The 18343-nt window shown below is 68.6% G+C and carries 17 protein-coding genes, 1 tRNA gene and 1 other RNA gene; 13 read left to right on the forward strand and 6 right to left on the reverse strand.

What is annotated here, in order from left to right:
- The first annotated feature begins 65 nt into the window (after positions 1-65).
- A tRNA-Val gene (locus AB0E56_RS10315) sits at positions 66-138 on the forward strand.
- Positions 139-209: 71 nt separating this feature from the next.
- On the opposite strand, the gene AB0E56_RS10320 is transcribed toward AB0E56_RS10315, so the two are convergent.
- Entirely contained in the window at positions 210-653 is a 444-nt protein-coding gene (locus AB0E56_RS10320; protein ID WP_359798680.1) for a hypothetical protein, read from the reverse strand.
- Between the two features lie 63 nt (positions 654-716).
- On the opposite strand from AB0E56_RS10320, the gene AB0E56_RS10325 reads away from it, so the two are divergent.
- From AB0E56_RS10325 to AB0E56_RS10335, 3 genes are all read left to right on the forward strand, one after another.
- Positions 717-1274, forward strand: coding sequence for a dihydrofolate reductase family protein (locus tag AB0E56_RS10325; protein ID WP_359798681.1), 558 nt, complete (start codon positions 717-719; stop codon positions 1272-1274).
- Positions 1275-1345: 71 nt separating this feature from the next.
- On the forward strand, positions 1346-2233 hold the full coding sequence (locus tag AB0E56_RS10330) for a TIGR01777 family oxidoreductase (RefSeq protein WP_359798683.1): 888 nt from the start codon (positions 1346-1348) through the stop codon (positions 2231-2233).
- A gap of 54 nt (positions 2234-2287) precedes the next feature.
- A complete protein-coding gene (locus AB0E56_RS10335) occupies positions 2288-3241 on the forward strand; it encodes an L-lactate dehydrogenase (RefSeq protein ID WP_359798685.1) in 954 nt (317 codons plus the stop codon).
- 33 nt (positions 3242-3274) lie between these two features.
- On the opposite strand, the gene AB0E56_RS10340 is transcribed toward AB0E56_RS10335, so the two are convergent.
- Positions 3275-4039 carry an SDR family NAD(P)-dependent oxidoreductase gene (locus tag AB0E56_RS10340; protein WP_359798686.1) on the reverse strand — a complete coding sequence of 255 codons (765 nt, stop codon included), beginning with the start codon at positions 4037-4039 and terminating at the stop codon, positions 3275-3277.
- Between the two features lie 100 nt (positions 4040-4139).
- On the opposite strand from AB0E56_RS10340, the gene AB0E56_RS10345 reads away from it, so the two are divergent.
- Positions 4140-4976 (forward strand): helix-turn-helix transcriptional regulator, encoded by an 837-nt coding sequence (locus tag AB0E56_RS10345; RefSeq protein ID WP_359798687.1) that lies wholly within the window; start codon positions 4140-4142, stop codon positions 4974-4976.
- 6 nt (positions 4977-4982) lie between these two features.
- Here the strand turns inward: AB0E56_RS10345 and AB0E56_RS10350 are convergent, their stop codons facing one another.
- Entirely contained in the window at positions 4983-5822 is an 840-nt protein-coding gene (locus AB0E56_RS10350) for an aldo/keto reductase (RefSeq protein WP_359798688.1), read from the reverse strand.
- A 42-nt stretch (positions 5823-5864) separates the two neighbouring features.
- Here AB0E56_RS10350 and AB0E56_RS10355 point away from each other — a divergent pair, with 42 nt between their 5' ends.
- From AB0E56_RS10355 to rnpB, 4 genes are all read left to right on the forward strand, one after another.
- On the forward strand, positions 5865-6287 hold the full coding sequence (locus AB0E56_RS10355; protein WP_359798689.1) for a YchJ family metal-binding protein: 423 nt from the start codon (positions 5865-5867) through the stop codon (positions 6285-6287).
- A gap of 36 nt (positions 6288-6323) precedes the next feature.
- Positions 6324-7058: a C4-type zinc ribbon domain-containing protein gene (locus tag AB0E56_RS10360; protein WP_183150136.1), complete on the forward strand. Its 735-nt coding sequence runs from the start codon at positions 6324-6326 to the stop codon at positions 7056-7058.
- Between the two features lie 22 nt (positions 7059-7080).
- Positions 7081-8781 (forward strand): bifunctional 3'-5' exonuclease/DNA polymerase, encoded by a 1701-nt coding sequence (locus AB0E56_RS10365; protein WP_359798690.1) that lies wholly within the window; start codon positions 7081-7083, stop codon positions 8779-8781.
- Positions 8782-8823: 42 nt separating this feature from the next.
- An RNA gene (rnpB, locus tag AB0E56_RS10370) (RNase P RNA component class A) lies at positions 8824-9180 on the forward strand.
- Between the two features lie 73 nt (positions 9181-9253).
- Here rnpB and ppgK read toward each other — a convergent pair.
- On the reverse strand, positions 9254-10000 hold the full coding sequence (gene ppgK, locus AB0E56_RS10375; RefSeq protein ID WP_359798691.1) for a polyphosphate--glucose phosphotransferase: 747 nt from the start codon (positions 9998-10000) through the stop codon (positions 9254-9256).
- Positions 10001-10068: 68 nt separating this feature from the next.
- Here ppgK and AB0E56_RS10380 point away from each other — a divergent pair, with 68 nt between their 5' ends.
- From AB0E56_RS10380 to AB0E56_RS10395, 4 genes are read left to right on the forward strand one after another with little or no spacing between them, the layout of a single operon-like run.
- Positions 10069-10293 carry an SPOR domain-containing protein gene (locus tag AB0E56_RS10380; RefSeq protein WP_359798693.1) on the forward strand — a complete coding sequence of 75 codons (225 nt, stop codon included), beginning with the start codon at positions 10069-10071 and terminating at the stop codon, positions 10291-10293.
- A gap of 2 nt (positions 10294-10295) precedes the next feature.
- The gene (glnA, locus tag AB0E56_RS10385; protein ID WP_359798694.1) at positions 10296-11633 is read left to right on the forward strand and encodes a type I glutamate--ammonia ligase; all 1338 of its coding nucleotides are present in this window, start codon (positions 10296-10298) and stop codon (positions 11631-11633) included.
- Positions 11634-11641: 8 nt separating this feature from the next.
- A complete protein-coding gene (locus AB0E56_RS10390) occupies positions 11642-14617 on the forward strand; it encodes a bifunctional [glutamine synthetase] adenylyltransferase/[glutamine synthetase]-adenylyl-L-tyrosine phosphorylase (protein WP_359798696.1) in 2976 nt (991 codons plus the stop codon).
- Positions 14618-14667: 50 nt separating this feature from the next.
- Positions 14668-15588 (forward strand): diacylglycerol kinase family protein, encoded by a 921-nt coding sequence (locus tag AB0E56_RS10395; RefSeq protein WP_359798697.1) that lies wholly within the window; start codon positions 14668-14670, stop codon positions 15586-15588.
- Between the two features lie 32 nt (positions 15589-15620).
- Here AB0E56_RS10395 and AB0E56_RS10400 read toward each other — a convergent pair whose 3' ends face one another.
- Together AB0E56_RS10400 and AB0E56_RS10405 are read right to left on the reverse strand one after the other, a co-directional pair.
- Positions 15621-16766, reverse strand: a complete 1146-nt coding sequence (locus tag AB0E56_RS10400) for an AI-2E family transporter (RefSeq protein WP_359798699.1) — start codon at positions 16764-16766, stop codon at positions 15621-15623.
- A gap of 93 nt (positions 16767-16859) precedes the next feature.
- A complete protein-coding gene (locus AB0E56_RS10405; protein ID WP_359798701.1) occupies positions 16860-18209 on the reverse strand; it encodes a protein kinase in 1350 nt (449 codons plus the stop codon).
- Between the last annotated feature and the right edge of the window lie 134 nt (positions 18210-18343).

Below are 18343 nucleotides of genomic sequence, written 5' to 3' on the forward strand. Positions count from 1 at the left end.
GATTCAGCCTATCCCTCTTCCACGACACGGGTGCGCATCGGGCGACCGATAGACTGACGGCACCAGGGCCTTTAGCTCAGCTGGTAGAGCGCCACGTTTACACCGTGGATGTCGTCGGTTCGATCCCGGCAGGGCCCACCTCGAAAGCACTCCGCGAGTTCAGCTCTGGCCGGCGCCCTGTCCCAGGACGTCCGCGACGATCGACATGACTACTGGGATCCGGCCGTGATCATCGAGCGGGGGATGTGCCCTGCGGCGAGCACGACCGCGGCGAGCGCGATCCAGGGATTCCCGAGCCACGCGGCACCGGCGAGGAACGCCGCGACCGGCAGCACCGCCATCGGCACCGGAATGCCGAGAGCCGGAGCGAACAGGGAGGCGCGCCGTCTGCCCGACGTCAGGAAGCGCACCCACAGCGCCCAATAGCCGGCGACGCAGAGGATCACCGGGACCACCGCCCACCAGAGCACGAAGGCCCCCACGGTGATGGCCGGAAGGGTGACGCAGAGCGCCTGCCCTGCGCGCTCCAGGATGTCGACGATGAGAGGTGCGTCATCGTCTTCGATCGCTGGCCGGGGCGGAAACCACAGGAGGAGAAGGTTCGGCGCGAAGACGGCAAGGCTCATCGCCAGCCCGAGTACGGAGAACCCCACGGCCGCGAGCGTATCGGCCGCTCAGCCCTGGCGGGTGCTTCCGCGCGGATCTAGGATCCCCGCATGGGACTCTTGACCTTCAGCATCAACGTCACCCTCGACGGCTGCATCGATCACGAAGTGGGGATCGCCGACGACGAGACCCATGCCTACTTCACCCGGCTCATGGACGAATCCGGAGCGATGCTGTGGGGCAGAACGACCTACGAGATGATGGAGGCCGCCTGGCCTGCTGTCGCCCGCGGAGACGTGGAAGCACCCCAGGCGCTCCGTGACTGGGCGGTCAAGCTCGAGGCCAAGCCGAAGTACGTGGTGTCTTCCACCCGGCAGGATTTCCCCTGGAACGACTCCCACGTGATCACGGGAGATCTGCGCGACAGCGTGCAGGCGCTCAAGGATGCGATCCCGGCCGGCGTGCTCCTCGGCAGCGGCAAGCTCGCGACCGAGCTCGACCGGCTCGACCTGATCGACGAGTACCGCTTCCTCGTGCATCCTCGGATCGTCGGACACGGCCCGACCCTGTACGAGAGCGGCCTGCTTGCGACCAGGCGGCTCGAACTGGTGTCGGCAGCGCCCATGAGCAACGGTGTCCTCATCACGCACTACCGACGCGTCGACTGAGTCCCGTCCGCGCGCGACGCGTACGCTGGGGTCCACGACCGAGCTCGTGGTCGTGGGACGGAGAACCCTCAATGGCGCGACGGATCGTCATCAGCGGAGCATCCGGCCTGATCGGGTCGGCGCTCGTCTCCGCCCTCCGCGCCGACGGTGTCGAGGTCACGACACTCGTGCGTCGCGCACCGCGTTCCGAGAATGAGACGCAGTGGGGTCCCGGAGACAGCGCCCTCGATCCTGGAGTACTCGATGGCGCTGAGGCCGTCGTCGCGCTCGGCGGGGCGAGTGTGGGACGTCTGCCGTGGACGAAGCGCTACCGCAGGGAGCTGGTCGACTCGCGCGTGCAGGCGACGCGCACCCTCACCACCGCGCTGCGCGCGTTGCGCACCGATGCGCCGGCGCTGGTGTCCGCATCCGCCGTCGGATACTACGGGTCGGCTCCGGGCGAAGTCCTCACCGAGGAATCGGCCGCGGGGGAGACGTTCCTCGCCGACCTCACGGTGCGCTGGGAGGCAGAGGCGCGACGGGCCGAAGATCATACTAGGGTCGCGCTGCTGCGAACGGCCCCGGTCATCCACCGTCGAGGCGTGCTGAAACCGCTGATCCAGCTCACGCGGTTCGGCGTCTCCGGGCCCCTCGGGCGGGGAACACAAGTGTGGCCGTGGATCTCTCTCGACGATGAGGTCCGCGCGATCCGTCACGTCCTGGACCGGAAGATCTCGGGGCCGGTCAACCTGTCGGGACCCGCATCGGCGACGGCGAACGACATCGGCCGAGCCCTCGCCGCGCAGATGCATCGCCCGTTCTGGCTCCCCGCGCCCGCCTGGGCGTTGCGGCTCACGCTCGGTGACGCCGCCGAGTCACTGCTCCTTCCCGATGCCGACGTCCGCCCTGCCGTGCTGGAGCGCTCGGGCTTCCGCTTCCTGCATCCCACGGCGGCGGATGCGGTCGCGGCAGCCCTCTGAAACTCACGGTCTCCGCCCCTCCCGGATCATCCGCCCCGCTGCGAGACTGAGCGCATGGGAATCATCGAGAACTCGAAGCTCACGGTCGTCGGTGCGGGAAGCGTCGGTTCGAGCGTCGCGTACGCCGCGCTGATCCGTGGATCCGCCCGTCACGTCGCGCTGTACGACATCGCGACCGAGAAGGTCGAGGCCGAGGTGCTCGACCTTGCTCACGGCACCCAGTTCACGGGCTCGAGCGACATCGTCGGCGGCAGTGACATCGCGGTGGCAGCCGGTTCGCACGTCGTGGTGATCACCGCGGGCGCGAAGCAGAAGCCGGGCCAGACGCGCATCGAGCTCGCCGAGGTCAACGCGGGCATCATCCGCGGCATGATGCCCCCGCTGCTCGAGGTCGCACCCCACGCGGTGTACGTGATCGTCACCAACCCGTGCGACGTCCTCACGGTGATCGCGCAGGAGGAGACCGGCCTGCCACCGGAACGGATCTTCGCCTCGGGCACGGTGCTCGACACCTCTCGGTTGCGGTGGAAGCTGGGCGAGCGGGCCGGGGTGTCGACCGCGAGCGTCCACGCCCACATCGTCGGGGAGCACGGCGACACGGAGTTCCCGCTGTGGTCGCGCGCGACGATCGGCACGGTGCCGATCCTGGAGTGGGAGACCCCGGGGCACCCGCGCTTCACGCTCGACGAGTTGGACGACATCGCCGTCGACGTGCGCGACGCCGCCTACAAGGTCATCCTCGGCAAGGGGGCGACCAACTACGCAATCGGCCTGTCGAGCGCGCGCATCGTGGAGGCGATCCTCGGCGACGAGCATGCGGTGATGCCCGTGAGCACAGTGCTGCGCGACTTCCACGGACTCGACGGTGTCGCGCTCTCCGTGCCGTCGATCGTGAGCGCGAGGGGTGCGGTGCCGATTCGGAACACGTCGTTCTCCGATCAGGAGCTTGCGTTGCTGCGGCAGTCGGCGGACGCCCTCACGGCAGCGGCGGCGTCGCTCCGGCGGTGATCGACCACCACTGCGGATCCACTGCCATCGAGGTCAGCGCGCGTGTGGATCGGTGCGGTTGAGCGTGGCGACGACCTGCTCGTAGTCGCCGCGTGCCTCGCCGTAGCGCAGGAACTTCACCCGCTCCACCTGGATCTCGGTGGCATCCGGCTGTGACTCGATCAGGGTCATCACCTCGTCGATGAACGCATCCAGCGGCATCGCCGCTTCGTTCTCCTCGTGCCCCGGCATGAGCGGCGTGCGCACGGCGGGCGGTTCCAGTTCGAGCACGGAGACCCTTGTCTCCGACAGCTGCAATCGCAACGACTCGCTGAGCATGTGGATCGCCGCCTTGCTGGCGTTGTACGTCGGCGTCACTCGGAGTGGGGTGAACGCGAGCCCGGACGAGACGGTCATGATCGTGGCGTCCGGCTGAGCGCGCAGGTGCTCGATGAAGGCGGCGATGAGTCGGATCGGACCGAGGATGTTCGTCGTGACGGTCTCCTCCGCGGTCGCGAGGAAGCCGGCGGGGGTGGCCCAGTCCTCGGCACGCATCACACCCGCCATCGTGATGAGGACGTTCGTACCCGGATGTGCGGTGAGTACCGTGCGGGTCGCCTCGTCGATGCTCTGAGGATCCGTCGTGTCGATGCGCACGGTGTGGATGCCGGGATGCTCGGCGGCGATGGCCGTGAGCCGCTCCTCGCGACGGCCTCCGACGATCACCGTGTTGCCCCGGTCGTGGAGCCGCAGTGCGAGTGCGAGACCGATGCCGCTGGTCGCGCCCGGGATGAAGATGGTGTTTCCGCTGATGTTCATGCGTTCAGCCTCGCGGCGCAGTCGGAACAGCTCCAGAGAGCGCTCATCCAGGGATCGAGGGTCCCTGGTTCGCTCGGATGCATCGGGGCATACTTCAGTGGTGGATCGTGACGCTCTGGCTGAATTCCTCCTCCGTCGGCGCGAGGCCCTGACACCCGCGGACGTCGGGCTCGCAGCAGGGGCCAGGAGGCGCACCGTCGGATTGCGCCGCGAGGAGGTGGCGCAGCTGGCGACGATGTCGACGGACTACTACACACGCCTCGAACAGCGTCGCGGACCGCAGCCCAGCGTCCAGATCCTCGCCGCGCTGGCCAGGGCGCTGCGGCTGACCGAGGACGAACGCGACTACCTGTTCCGGCTCTGCGGGCATAGCGCTCCCGATCGGGCGCATGCCACCGAATACGTGCGCCCGGGGATCCTGCGGGTACTCGACCGATTGCATGACACTCCGGCGTTCGTCGTCTCGCTCCTCGACGAGGTGCTGGTGCAGAATGACGCCTCCCGAGCGCTCATCGGCGATGCGAGTGGTCTCGTCGGCTTCGATCGCAGCGGGATCTACCGATGGTTCGCGCACCCGGAGGAGGAACGGCGACGGTATCGCGAGGTCGATCATGCCCGGCAGTCCCGCTCGCTGGTGGGGTCGCTGCGGGCCGCTCACGGGGTCATGGGCGCACGGTCGCGGGCGGGGGAGATCGTCGCGGAGCTGTCCGCCCGCAGCCCCGAGTTCGTGGAGCTGTGGGAGGCGCACGAGGTGAGCCGTCGGTTCGAGCAGCACAAGGTGATGGTGCATCCTGAGCTGGGCGAGATCGAGGTCGACTGTCAGGCGCTCTTCACCGAGGACGAGTCCCAAGCCCTGGTCGTTCTCACCGCTGCTCCGGGAAGCGAGGCCGCCAGCAAGCTCGAGTTCCTCCGTGTGCTGGGCACGCAGCGGGTCTGACCGACCTCAGGACTCCTCGTGGGTGCGCGGGTCGGCGCCGAACAGGCGGCCGTCCGGCTGTCCCAGCGCGGTGATCGCGGTCACCTCGGCATCGTCCAGCGCGATCTCGGCCGCTGCGAGGTTCGCCACCTGGTGCTCGAGCGAAGAGGCCTTCGGGATCGAGACCGTGCCGCGCGCGACATGCCACGCGAGGACCGCCTGTGCAGGGGTGGCGTCGTGCGCGACCGCGATCTCGCGGATCACCGCGTCGTCCAGCAGCTCCTTCGCGCGACCCAGCGGGCTCCACGCTTCGGTGAGGATGCCGTGTTCGCGGTGGTACGCGAGCTGCTCCTCCTGGGGGAAGAACGGATGCACCTCGATCTGGTTGACCACAGGTCGCACGCCCGTCTCCTGCTCGATGCGCTCGAGGTGCTCGGGCAGAAAGTTGGAGACTCCGATCTGTCGGACGACGCCGCGGGCCTGCGCGTCGACCAGCGCCGCCCACGCCTGCACGTATTCGTCCTGGCTCGGGTTGGGCCAGTGGATCAGGTGCAGATCGGTGGCGTCGATCCCGAGACGCGAGCGGCTCTCCTCGATGCTGGTGCGCGCCTTGGCTGTCGGGTGGTGGCGGCCGGGGAGCTTCGTCGTGACGATGATCTCCGCGCGATCCACATCGGAGTCGGCGACTCCGCGTCCGACGGAGCCCTCGTTCTCGTAGTTGAATGCAGTGTCGACGAGCCGGTAGCCCGCGCCGATACCGCTGGCGACGGCAGCGGATCCTGCATCGCCGTTGAGGCCGTACGTACCGAGGCCGATCGCCGGCAGCGCGAAGCCGTTGTGGGCGGTGAAGGTGGGGACAGTGGTCATCGTGACTCCTTCGGGGCGTTTCCTCGAGCGTACGCTGAGGGGATGACAGCGGACGCGGAGATGGCGGCGGATGACGTCGTGATCGACGATTCGGCGCGGTGCCCATGCAGTTCCGGCGACGTCTTCGGCGGGTGCTGCGGCCCGCTGCTCCGGGGAGTGCCTGCGCCGACCGCCGAGCGGCTCATGCGTTCCCGCTACACGGCCTTCGGCCTCCACGACGAGGTGCATCTCCTGCGCACGTGGCACTCGTCCGCGAGGCCGAGCACCGTCGAGTTCGAGCCCGACCTGGAGTGGCGTCGACTCGTGATCCTCGATCGGCATGCCGGCGGTCCGTTCGACCGCGACGGCGTCGTGGAGTTCGAGGCCTTCTGGCGTCAGGGCGCGCAGCGAGGCTCTCTGCACGAGCGCAGCCGGTTCGTCCGGGAGGACCGGCAGTGGTACTACGTCGACGGCGACGTGAGCTGATGGGCGGATGTCGTCCCAGCGACTAGATTTGAGAGCGTGAACGCCAGCCCCGAGAACCAGCGCACCCTGCTCGACATCGCCGACCTCGATCGACGCATCGCGCAGGCCGAGCGCGCCCGCACGAAGCCGAGCCAGGCGGGGCGGATCACCGAGCTCGTCGCGATCCGTCAGGACCAGCTCCGCGAATTGACCGCGCTCACGGGCACCCGCGACGACGTGCGCACCGAGCTCACGCGGCTCGAGTCCGATGTGGCCCTCGTCGAGCAGCGACGCAACCGCGACGCCGAGCGCCTCGCCACCGCGACAAGCCCCAAGGATGCGCAGGCACTGGAGCACGAGCTCGCGAGCCTTGCGAAGCGTCAGAGCGACCTCGAAGACGCCGAGCTCGATGTCATGGGTCGCCTGGAAGAGGCGGAAGCGGCCGTCGCGGCTCAGCAGGCGCTGCTGCAGACGACCACGGAGGAGGGAACGGCCCTCACCGCACAGGCGAAGGCCGACGTCGCCGCGGCGACCGAACTGGGTGCGCAACTGGCGCGTGACCGCGCCGCCGTCGCCGAAGGCGTGTCGCCGCAGCTGCTCGCCGAGTATACCCGCCGCGCGGCGAACAGCGCGGGGGCCGCGCTCCTCACGCGGGGCACCTGCGAAGGCTGCCGCATCGTGCTTCCCAGCACCGACCTGAACGACATCCGACGAGCTGCGGACGACCTCGTCGTCTCGTGCCCCGAGTGTGGGTGCATCCTCGTGCGCACCGAGGAGTCCGGGCTCGCGTGACCTCGATGCACGCGCACCGGAGATGACGGCGCCGGCGTCGCCTGTCGAGCGGCGCATCGTGCTCCTCTCGCTCGGTCCGCAGGACTACGTCGCGATCGAACTCGACGGTGAAGACGAAGAGGCTGACCGCACTCTGCTGCGATCGGATGACCTCGCCGAATGGGTGGCCTCGGTCGAGGCGAGCGACGCTCCGCGGTGGATCATCCGCACGGCCGCCGAGACCTATGCGACCCTGCTCGCCGAGGGGGTGCGCGTGCGTCGCAGCCATGACCTGGTGCTGTGCCACGCCATCCTGCGCGACACCGCCGCGGTGGCATCCCCGCTTCCCGGATCCGCGGCGTGGGAACGGCGCGAGTCGACGGCCTCGGCGCCGTCGCTGTTCGACGCCTTCGAACAGGAGAGCGGTGAAGACACGGTCGCGGCGGCGCTCGAGCAGTATCGCGCGCAGCGCCGCGTGATCGCAGCGGCGCCGGACGGACGCCTCACGCTGCTGTGCGCCGCCGAATCGGCAGGAGGTCTCATCGCCGAGGAGATGCGGGTGGCCGGGCTGCCCTGGGACGAGCGCGTGCACGATGCGATCCTTACCGAGACGCTCGGTACGCGCCCGATCGCGGGAGGGCTGCCGAGTCGGATGGTCGCACTCGGCGATCAGGTGCGCGAGCAGCTGGGCGACGCCACACTCCATCTCGACAGTCAGCAGAAGCTGCTCAGGGCGCTGCATCGCGTCGGGGTCGATGTCGAGTCCACCAGCCGGTGGGAGCTCGCCGAGCATGATCATCCGGCCATCGAGCCTCTGCTCGCCTACAAGAAGCTCTCCCGACTGCTCAGCGCCAACGGCTGGGCGTGGCTCGCCGAGTGGGTGCACGACGGACGGTTCCGTCCCGTCTACATCCCCGGCGGCGTGGTCACCGGGCGTTGGGCGTCTGCGGGTGGCGGCGCCCTCCAGCTGCCACGCAGTCTGCGCCCTGCCGTGCGTGCCGATCCGGGATGGACGCTGGTCGTCGCCGACGTGGCTCAGCTCGAACCGCGGATGCTGGCCGCGATGGCTGCCGACGAGGCGATGGCCCAGGCTGCGCGAGGCCGCGACCTCTACGCCGGTGTGGTGGCTTCCGGTGCGGTCGCCTCCAGGGAGGAGGCGAAGTACGCGGTTCTCGGTGCGATGTACGGCGCGACGACCGGCGACAGCGGGCGGCTTGTCCCGCGCCTGCGAAAGGTGTATCCGCGGGCGATGGCACTGGTCGACGCCGCGGCTCGCACGGGGGAGGACGGGGGGATCGTGTCCACCTGGCTCGGCAGATCCTCCCCGCGCCCGTCTGTGGAATGGATGCGACTGCAGTCCGACGCGACAGGAGCAGACGCCGACCCCGCGGTGGTGGCTCTCGCCCGGCGTCGCGCTCGAGACTGGGGACGCTTCACGAGGAACTTCGTGGTGCAGGGCACTGCCGCGGAGTGGTCTCTGATCTGGCTGGCCGAGATCCGACACCGCCTGCAGCAGCTCCCGGAGGTGTTCGGGGAGGCACCGGCATCGGGGCCGTTCGCGCGGGTGCCCCATCTTGCGTTCTTCCTGCATGACGAGGTCATCCTGCACGTCCCGCTCGAACATGCGGAGACGGCGGCGGAGGCGGTGCGAGAGGCTGCTGCCACGGCGACGACGCGGCTGTTCGGCTCGTTCCCGATCGACGTGCCCCTCGATCTGCGTATCGCGGAGTCGGCGGAGAAGTAGCCGCAGACCGTCGGGCCGGAGAACGTAGAATGGAGATGCGAATGGGTCGACTGGACGGCCGCGTTGCGGGTGACCGCACCGAGGAACGTCCGGGCTCCTCAGGGCAGGACGGTGGGTAACGCCCACCCGGAGCAATCCGCGAGAAAGTGCCACAGAGAGCAGACCGCCCCGCAAGGGGTAAGGGTGAAAGGGTGGTGTAAGAGACCACCGGGGGCCATGGTGACATGGCCCGCCAGGTAAACCTCGTCCGGAGCAAGGTCAGACAGAGGATGATGACGCGGCTCGCCGAGTCCTCGGGTAGACCGCTAGAGTGCCACGGCAACGTGTCGCCGAGAGAGATGGCCGTCGAAGGGGCGAAGAACCCCGGAACAGAACCCGGCGTACAGGTCGGCCCATTCGCCTCACACGAAACGAAGGACCCGACGACGACGAGTCATCGGGTCCTTCGTTTCGTCGGAGTGGATGAGGGAGGTCAGTCCCCGGCGAGCGAGGCCGCGCCGATGATGCCCGAGTTGTTGCGGTGGATCGCCGGGACGATCGGGGTCTTGAGGTCGAGCAGCGGCAGGAAGTCCCCGGCGTTCTTCGACACGCCGCCTCCGACGACGAAGAGGTCGGGGCTGAACAGGAACTCGATGTGCGAGTAGAAGGCCTGCAAGCGTTCTGCCCACTCCTCCCAACTGAGGTTCTCGCGCTCGCGTGCGGACGTCGCGGCATAGGTCTCGACGGACTCGTACTCGCCGAAGTTGAGATGACCGAGCTCGGTGTTGGGCAGCAGCACGCCGTCGTAAAGGAACGCCGAGCCGATGCCCGTGCCGAGCGTGGTCAGCAGGGTGAAGCCGAGCACGTCGCGGGCGGCACCGTGGCGGGCCTCGGCGACACCGGCGGCGTCGGCGTCGTTCACGAAAACGATGTTGCGGCCGAGTCCGTCGCGGAAGAACCGCTCGGCGTCGAAGTCGATCCACTCCTTCGAGACGTTCGCCGCGGAGAGCGTCTTCCCACGCTTGACGATCGCCGGGAAGGCGACACCCAGCGGCAGTGTCGACTCGTGCACGTCGAGGGTCTTCAGCACCGTCTGCACGGCGATGAGCACGTCTTCCGGAGCAGCGCCCTCCGGCGTCGGGACACGTACCCGATCAGAGGCCATGGTGCCGTGTTCGAGGTCGACGATTCCTGCTTTGATACCCGTGCCGCCGATGTCGACGCCGATCGCTTTTGCCATGGCCGATAGCTTAGCGACCGCGGTGCACGCCAGTAGGATCGATGACATCACGTGAAGAAGGGACAGACATGTCTGACGGTGACCACAAGTACTGGTACAACTCCGAGACCGGCGAGGTCGAGTTCGGCATGATCTCGCCCTCCATCGACCGGATCGGTCCTTTCGACACGGAGGCCGAGGCCCGCCGCGCTCCCGAGGTTCTCAAGGAGCGCTCGCGCGCCTGGGCCGAGGAGGAAGCGGTCGAGCAGGGCTGGGACGTCAAGGGCGAGGCAAAGGGCCAGGGCGCAGAGTAGCCATGGACAAGCAGAGGGACTTCGTGCTCCGCACGATCGAGGAGCGCGGCGTCAAGTTCGTGCGACTGTGGTTCACCGATGTCATCGGAACGCTCAAGTCCGTGGCGATCGCCCCTGCCGAGGTGGAGGGCGCGTTCGCGGAGGGCATCGGGTTCGACGGCTCGGCGATCGAAGGCCTCACGCGCACGTATGAGTCCGACCTCCTGGCGCAGCCGGACCCGACGACCTTCCAGACGTTGCCGTGGCGGGGCGAGATCGACCCGACAGCGCGCATGTTCTGCGACCTCACGACCCCGGACGGTCAGCCGGCCGTCGCCGACCCGCGGCACGTGCTCAAGCGCACGCTGGCGAAAGCCGCAGACGCCGGGTTCACGTTCTACACGCATCCCGAGATCGAGTTCTACCTCCTCAAGTCCTCGTCGTTCGGCCCCGACGGACCGGTGCCGGTCGACTCTGCGGGCTACTTCGACAACGTGCCGGGCGGCACGGCCCACGACTTCCGCCGTCGCTCGGTCCGCATGCTCGAAGACCTCGGCATCTCGGTCGAGTTCAGCCACCATGAGGGCGGACCCGGGCAGAACGAGATCGACCTCCGTTACGCCGATGCGCTGACGACGGCCGACAACGTCATGACGTTCCGCACCGTGATCAAAGAGGTGGCGATCGAGCAGGGCGTCTATGCCACGTTCATGCCGAAGCCGCTCAGCGGGCACCCCGGCAGCGGGATGCACACGCACATGTCGCTGTTCGAGGGCGACCAGAACGCGTTCTACGAGGAGGGCGCGAAGTACCAGCTCTCCAAGACCGGACGCCACTTCATCGCCGGGCTCCTCAAGCATGCGAACGAGATCTCCGCGGTCACGAACCAGTTCGTGAACTCGTACAAGCGGCTCTGGGGCGGGGATGAGGCCCCGAGCTTCGTCACCTGGGGGCACAACAATCGGTCAGCGCTCGTCCGGGTGCCGATGTACAAGCCGAACAAGGGACAGTCCTCCCGCGTCGAGTACCGCGCGCTGGACTCCGCGGCGAACCCGTACCTCGCGTACGCGCTCATGCTCGCCGCCGGGCTCAAGGGCATCGAGGAGGGCTACGAGCTCCCGCCCGAGGCCGAGGACAACGTGTGGGCGCTGAGCGATGCCGAGCGACGTGCGTTGGGGTACTCCGCTCTGCCCGCGAGCCTCGACCACGCTCTCGAGTACATGGAGTCGTCTGAGCTGGTCGCCGAGACGCTCGGCGAGCAGGTGTTCAACTACGTGCTGCTCAACAAGCGCAAAGAGTGGGAGGCCTACCGCGGGCAGGTCACTCCCTTGGAGCTGAAGAACAACCTCGAGCTTCTCTGAGGCCCGGCATGGCCCGACCGGACGACTCCGTCTCGCTCTCCGCCCTGGCCAGGCTCGGGTTCACCGACCTGAGCGAGGCCGCCGCATCCCTGACGGAGCTGGCGACCATCCTCGATCGACCGCGCGGGGTGCTGTTGGAGGCATCGGACGCCGCGGATCCGGACGCTGCCGTGCGTGGCCTTCTCCGGGTCGCGCGTCGGGATGAGGTGCCGTTGCGGCGTCTCCTCGACGACGAGGCGACACGCCGACGCGTCTGGCGTGTGTTCGGTGCATCCGGAGGACTGGCCGAGTTCTTCCTGCGGCACCCGGAGCAGCTCACGGTGCTGGAGGAGGCGGTCGACGTGCTCCCGTCCGCGCAGGCGTTGCAGGAGCGGATGCTCGCTGCCGTCGATGCCCGTGACGGGTTCGCGCGAGCAGGGGATGACGACGCGATCGCGGCGATCCGTGTGGCCTATCGTCGCGAGCTGGCCGCCATCGCGGCCTATGACCTCATGCACGCGGCACCGCAGAACGTGGTGGCGGCCGTATCGGCCGCTCTGGCCGATCTCGCGGGTGCCGCTCTCGAAGCCTCCCTCGCCGTGGCCAGGACGCGCATCGGCGACGCGCTCCAGCGCGAGGATGTCGCTGCGACCCGACTCGCGGTGATCGGCATGGGGAAGGCGGGCGCGCGGGAGCTGAACTACGTCAGCGACGTCGACGTGATCTTCGTGGGGGGCAGCGGCGACGAGGAGACCGTGAGCGAGGCTCGTGCCATCGACATCGCCACGCGCCTGGCACGGGAGACCATGCGCAACCTCAGCGCCATCGAGGTCGAGCCCCCGCTGTGGGAGGTGGATGCCGCGTTGCGCCCTGAGGGGAAGCAGGGCGCGCTGGTCCGCTCTCTCGCCTCGCACCTGGCGTACTACGACCGTTGGGCGAAGAGCTGGGAGTTCCAAGCACTCCTGAAGGCCCGGCCGCTCGCGGGCGACCCCGAGCTCGGTGCGGAGTACATCACCGCGGTGCAGCCGAAGATCTGGTCGAGCGCAGCGCGGGAGGACTTCGTCGAGAGCGTGCAGCGGATGCGTGAGCGCGTGATGGAGCACATCGATCCCGAAGACGCGCCGTATCAGCTCAAGCTCGGCGCCGGCGGACTGCGCGACATCGAGTTCACCGTGCAGCTGCTGCAGCTCGTGCACGGGCTCACCGATGAGTCGCTGCGCACGCGGGGGACCCTCGAGAGCCTCGATGCCCTCGTGGATGGCGGGTACATCGGTCGTGTGGATGCGGCAGCCTTCGCCGACGACTACCGTCTGCTCCGCTTGATGGAGCACCGGCTGCAGCTCAGGGAGCTCAGCCGTACGCACCTGATGCCCCGCACCGCTGCCGGCTTGCGGATCCTGGCTCGCAGCTCCGGGCTGGCCGACAGCGGCGAGGGTGTGTGGGCGCGGTGGGAGGCGGTGCGTCGGGAGGTGCGCGAGATCCACACGCGGCTCTTCTACCGACCGCTGCTCTCCGCCGTCGCGGGCTTGCCCGAAGAGGAACGCACTCTGTCCGCCGCTCAGGCACACGATCGTCTGGCGGCCATCGGATTCCGGGACCCAGCGGGCGCTCTGCGTCACATCGGCGCCCTCACGAGCGGACTCAGCCGCAAGGCGACCATCCAGCGACATCTGATGCCGGTGATGGTGCGGTGGTTCGCCGACGGCAGCGACCCCGACTACGCGCTCCTCGCCTTCCGCCGCATCAGCGAACGCCTGGGCGACACCCCCTGGTTCCTGCGGATGCTGCGTGACTCGTCCGGGGCTGCCGAGAGTCTGACGCGCCTGTTGTCGTCGTCGCGCTACATCGGGGAGCTGATGGAGTGGATCCCGGAGTCGGTGGCATGGCTCGACAATTCGGAGCGTCTGCGACCGCGTGGGGCGTCGGCGCTGGACGACGAAGCACGTGCGATCCAGACCCGCCACGACACGATCGGCGATGCGCTGCGAGCCGTCAGGGCCCTGCGCCGGCGCGAACTCCTGCGCACGGCGATGGGAGCCGTGCTCGATGTGCTCACGATCGAAGAAGTCGCGACGGCGCTCACCGAGATCACGGCGGCCACGATCCAGGCTGCTCTGCGCGCGGTGATGCGTGAGGTCGTCCCTCCGGAGGACGAAGCGCTGGACTTCGCGGTGATCGCGATGGGGCGCTTCGGCGGCGCCGAGCTCGGCTTCGGATCCGATGCGGACATCCTCTACGTCTATGACGCGAACGGCGTCGACCCCCAGCGTGCGCAGCGTCATGCGACGCAGATCGTCGCGGGCCTGCGGGAGCAGCTCACGGATCACCGCCTTCCCCTCGATCTGGACGCCGGGTTGCGGCCAGAGGGTCGGAACGGGCCGCTCGTGCGGACGCTCGACGCCTACGCCGAGTATTACCGCCGCTGGTCACTGTCCTGGGAGGCGCAGGCGTTGCTGCGTGCCAGGGGAGTGGCCGGCAGCGCCAAGCTCATCGCGCGCTTCATGACCCTGGCCGACGCGATCCGCTACCCGGAGTCGGTCGATTTGCAGGGCACGCGCGAGATCAAGCGGATCAAAGCCAGAGTCGAAGGGGAGCGCCTGCCTCAAGGGGCCGATCCTCGACGGCATCTCAAGCTCGGCCCCGGCACTCTCAGCGATGTCGAGTGGCTGGTGCAGCTGCTTCAACTCCAGCACGCGCACGCTGTGCCCGGTCTGCGCACGACGTCGACGCTCGGAGCGCTGGACGCGGCCGTGGCCGCCGACCTCGTCCCCGAGGAGGACGCCGTGCGTCTGCGTGAGGCGTGGCTGCTTTCGAGCCGGCTCCGATCGGCGATCACCCTGCTCACCGGCCAGACCAGCGATGTCCTCCCTGCGGATCGCCGGCAGCTCGATGCGATCGGACGCCTGCTCGGGTACCCCGATCGTTCGGCGACCGAGCTCGAAGAGGACTATCTCGGGGTGACGCGGCGCGCCAGGAGGACGTTCGAGCAGCTGTTCTACGGGTAGGCCGCGGCGATGAGTTTGCGGTATCGGACGTCCTGTCGCAAGCTGACGATATGACCCACTCGCGCATCGGCATCGTCTGGAACCCTTCGAAGGTCGAGAAGGGGGTTCTGCAGACAGCCGTGAACGAGGTGTTCGGCGATCAGCAGGACATCCGCTGGTGGGACACGACGCCGGAGGATCCGGGCAGGGGCATGGCCCGCGAGGCGCGCGAAGACGGCAGGGAGATCGTCATCGCCGTGGGCGGGGACGGTACGATCCGAGCGGTCGCGGAGTCGCTCGCCGGTTCGGATACCGCACTCGGCATCGTGCCGCAGGGCACCGGCAACCTCCTCGCGCGCAACCTCGAGGTCCCGTTGAACAACGTGACAGCGGCCCTCGAGCGGATCCGCGACGGCGAGCCGCGTCGCATCGACCTCGGCTGGGTGTCGTACGACGGCACCGAACATGCTTTCGCCGTGATGGTGGGGTTCGGCATCGACGCGCAGATGCTGGTGGAGACCGACGACGACCTCAAGTCGAAAGCGGGGTGGTTGGCTTACGTCGAGGCGATGGGGCGGGCCCTCGCCGGCACGGAGATGACCGACCTCACGATCGCCATCGATGGAGACAAGGCGGTCGCGGTGCGCGGGCACACGATGCTCATCGGCAACTGCGGGATGGTGCAGGGCGGAATCCGCCTGCTTCCCGACGCGGTCCTCGATGACGGGAAGCTCGACGTGCTCATGATCAGCGCGGATGGCGCGCTCCAGTGGCTGGAGACCCTGCGCTCCTTCGTGTGGGACAACGGGATCCGCCGGATCTTCGGAGCCACGGACGAAGCCGTCAGCACCGACTCCGCGCGTCACCTCCCCGTCGAGACCGTGTCGGTCGAGTTGAAGACGCCTCTCGTCTTCGAGATCGACGGCGAGGAGATGGGCGAGGTCTCGGCGTTCGACGTGCGCGTCGAGCCGGGCGCGCTGCTCGTGCGCTGAGACATCTCCCCGGAGCGAGTGCCTTCGGCCGGTCAGGATGCCGTGATCACCGGCGGTGCCTTCTTCCGATCCTGCGCGGGGAAGATCACCTTCTGGACGATGATGATGATGCTCGCCGCGATGGGGATGGCGACGAGCGCACCGAGGATGCCGCCGAGGGCGCCGCCGGCGACGGCGGCGATCACCACCAGGGCCCCGGGCACCGCGACCGCACGACTCATGATGCGCGGCGAGAGGACGTATGCCTCTATCTGCATGTAGACGAGGTAGTACCCGAACGCGATGAGAGCCGTCACGGGTGAGACGAACAGGCAGATCAAGGAGTTGATGATCGAGGCCGTGAGCGTTCCGACGAGGGGGATCATCGATCCGATGAAGGCGATGAGCGCGAGGAGCGCCGGGACGGGGGCCCCGATGATCGAGAGGACGATCAGGCTCAGCACGCCGTTGATGAGCGCCAGACTGGCCTGCCCCATCACGTAGCGGCCGACCGCCCCCGAGACGTCCTCCAGGAGCTCGCTGAAGGTGTCGCGCTGGTACGCGGGGACGAAGCGCGCGGCTGTGCGCTTCATGCTGCGCAGCGACGCCATGAAGTACAGCGTCAGGATCAGGACGATCGTCACTCCGGTGAGACCGCCGGCGATGCCCGCCCCGACGGCGAAGACGCCACCGCCGATGTCGAGGAAGTTGTCCGGATCCTGGACGAAATCGAGCACGCCCTGGGCCGCGTCCTGGATCGTCGTGCCGAACTGCCCGCTCACATCCTTGAACCACTGACTGTCCATGAACTCCTCGACCATCTTCGGGCCGTCCTTGATGAGGTTGCCGATCTGTTCGACGAGCACGGGGACGATTGCGAGGATGATGCCGGCGAAGGCGAGGATGACGACGGCGACCACGATGGTCACGGCCGCTGGGCGGGGGAGTTTCTTCTCGATGAACGTGACGATCGGGTCCAGACCCAGCGCGAGGAAGAGAGCGACGCCGATGTAGACGAGCACGGTGGCGAGCTGGTCGACGATCCCGCCGATGGCCAGCGCCACCAGCACGCCGAGGGCGCCGAGCAGACCGAACATGAACGGGTTGGCGCGCGCTGCTGCGACGACCGTGGTCGTGGATCTGCGCTGGGCCGCCGTCGTCTGCGGTTCGTTGGGCGCGATCACTCTCTTGCGGCGCATGGGCCCTCCCTCTCTCCGGACTCAGTCGATCTTCCTCCACGCCGGCCACGTGCGCACTGAGCGACACCCTGCGTCCTCACGGACGGCGTCGGATCACTCGTCGGAATCTTCGCCTGGCTTGCCCGCGCCGGAGTTCTCCGAACCGGGCTTGCCCTTGCCGGGGCTGCCTTTGCCGGGGTTGCCCTTGCCGGGGTCGTCCTTACCCGGCTGGTCCTTGTTCCTCGACCCCTTGTCGGCTCCGGGCGTCCGGCTGTCGTCGTTCGACGATACGGGCGTCACCGCGGTCGGCTCCTGCGTCGTGGGCTCCGACTGCTCGGCCGGAACCGCAACCGGGTCCTGGCGCGGGGGCGCTGTCGCGGCCGTTCGTGCGATCTCCGGCTCCGCACTTCCGCTCGTCATCCACGCGACCGAGGCCGTCGATCCGACGACCACTGCGGCGACGGCAGCGCCCACGAGGCCGAGACGTCTCCGACGACGTGCGTCCGGTCGACGGCGGAGCCGGCGTGTCGAGTGCTCGAGCGTCTGCGCGTCGACGGCAGGCAGAGGTCTCGTCCGCGCTGGTTCGGCAGACGGCGGTGCGGCCGCGGCGATCCGCGGCGGCGGAGCGGCGGCCAGAGCCCTGATCGAGCGCGCCGCATCGAGCGCATGCGGACGAGCATCGGGGTCGAGAGCGGTCATCCGCGTGAGGAGGCCGACCCAATCCGGCCCGAGCGTTTCGGGGATGTCCGGCGAGATGTGCAGTCGCGCCAGAGCCGACTGCACGCCGAGCCCGGAGGGGAAACCCGGCTGTCCGGTCAGAGCCTCGAGCAGTACGAGTCCGAGGGCGTAGATGTCCAGCGACGGACGGAGGTCCGCGTTCCGCAGCTGCTCGGGCGCCATGTAGGCCACCGTGCCGAGGACGAACCCGGGGGAGGTGACCCTGGAGGCGTCCAGGGTGCACGCGATTCCGAAGTCCGCGAGCTTGGCATGCCAGCGGTCGCCGTCGGACGAGGGCGGCACGAGAAGAACGTTCGACGGCTTCACATCGCGGTGCACGATGCCGGCGGCGTGCACCGCATGCAGCGCCTCGGCGATGTCGGCCCCGATGTGCGCGACCTCGACGGGAGGGATGGGTGACCGTGCCATCCTCGTGCTCATGGCGGGCCCGGCGACGTATTCCATCACGAGGTACTGTTCGCTCCCGGGGTCCAGCTTGGCGTCGAGCAGCGTGACCAGGCAGGGATGGTTGAGGGAGGCGAGCAGCGCCTTCTCGGTGTGGGCGCGATCTGCTGAGCCCATCACGGAGCGCGGCTCACGTCGGATGACCTTGACCGCGACGGTCCGGCCGAGGAGGACATCCTCGGCGCGATAGACGGTCGCCATGCCGCCCTCGCCGACCACCTCGGCGAGGCGATAGCGTGCATCGAGCAGCGCCTCGGTCGGCGCTGCATCCTCGGTCCACATCGCTGCCTCCTGGTCGCACGGATCGGGTCATCCCTGCGACTCCGGAGATACTACGGGCGCAGCGCAGGAGCGGCACCGGGCTTGACGTGGAGGCCGCGACCTGCATGTGCGCCGACCACGTGACGAGAGCCCGC

This window comes from Microbacterium sp. NPDC028030 (assembly GCF_040637855.1).
Lineage (GTDB): Bacteria > Actinomycetota > Actinomycetes > Actinomycetales > Microbacteriaceae > Microbacterium.

What these genes read in the sequence shown, in the direction of transcription:
- AB0E56_RS10325 (WP_359798681.1), top strand. Translation starts at nt 717, where the DNA reads ATGGGACTCTTGACCTTCAGCATCAACGTCACCCTCGACGGCTGCATC.
- AB0E56_RS10330 (WP_359798683.1), top strand. Translation starts at nt 1,346, where the DNA reads ATGGCGCGACGGATCGTCATCAGCGGAGCATCCGGCCTGATCGGGTCG.
- AB0E56_RS10335 (WP_359798685.1), top strand. Translation starts at nt 2,288, where the DNA reads ATGGGAATCATCGAGAACTCGAAGCTCACGGTCGTCGGTGCGGGAAGC.
- AB0E56_RS10340 (WP_359798686.1), bottom strand. Translation starts at nt 4,039, where the DNA reads ATGAACATCAGCGGAAACACCATCTTCATCCCGGGCGCGACCAGCGGC.
- AB0E56_RS10350 (WP_359798688.1), bottom strand. Translation starts at nt 5,822, where the DNA reads ATGACCACTGTCCCCACCTTCACCGCCCACAACGGCTTCGCGCTGCCG.
- AB0E56_RS10355 (WP_359798689.1), top strand. Translation starts at nt 5,865, where the DNA reads ATGACAGCGGACGCGGAGATGGCGGCGGATGACGTCGTGATCGACGAT.
- AB0E56_RS10365 (WP_359798690.1), top strand. Translation starts at nt 7,081, where the DNA reads ATGACGGCGCCGGCGTCGCCTGTCGAGCGGCGCATCGTGCTCCTCTCG.
- ppgK (WP_359798691.1), bottom strand. Translation starts at nt 10,000, where the DNA reads ATGGCAAAAGCGATCGGCGTCGACATCGGCGGCACGGGTATCAAAGCA.
- AB0E56_RS10380 (WP_359798693.1), top strand. Translation starts at nt 10,069, where the DNA reads ATGTCTGACGGTGACCACAAGTACTGGTACAACTCCGAGACCGGCGAG.
- glnA (WP_359798694.1), top strand. Translation starts at nt 10,296, where the DNA reads ATGGACAAGCAGAGGGACTTCGTGCTCCGCACGATCGAGGAGCGCGGC.
- AB0E56_RS10390 (WP_359798696.1), top strand. Translation starts at nt 11,642, where the DNA reads ATGGCCCGACCGGACGACTCCGTCTCGCTCTCCGCCCTGGCCAGGCTC.
- AB0E56_RS10395 (WP_359798697.1), top strand. Translation starts at nt 14,668, where the DNA reads ATGACCCACTCGCGCATCGGCATCGTCTGGAACCCTTCGAAGGTCGAG.
- AB0E56_RS10400 (WP_359798699.1), bottom strand. Translation starts at nt 16,766, where the DNA reads ATGCGCCGCAAGAGAGTGATCGCGCCCAACGAACCGCAGACGACGGCG.
- AB0E56_RS10405 (WP_359798701.1), bottom strand. Translation starts at nt 18,209, where the DNA reads ATGTGGACCGAGGATGCAGCGCCGACCGAGGCGCTGCTCGATGCACGC.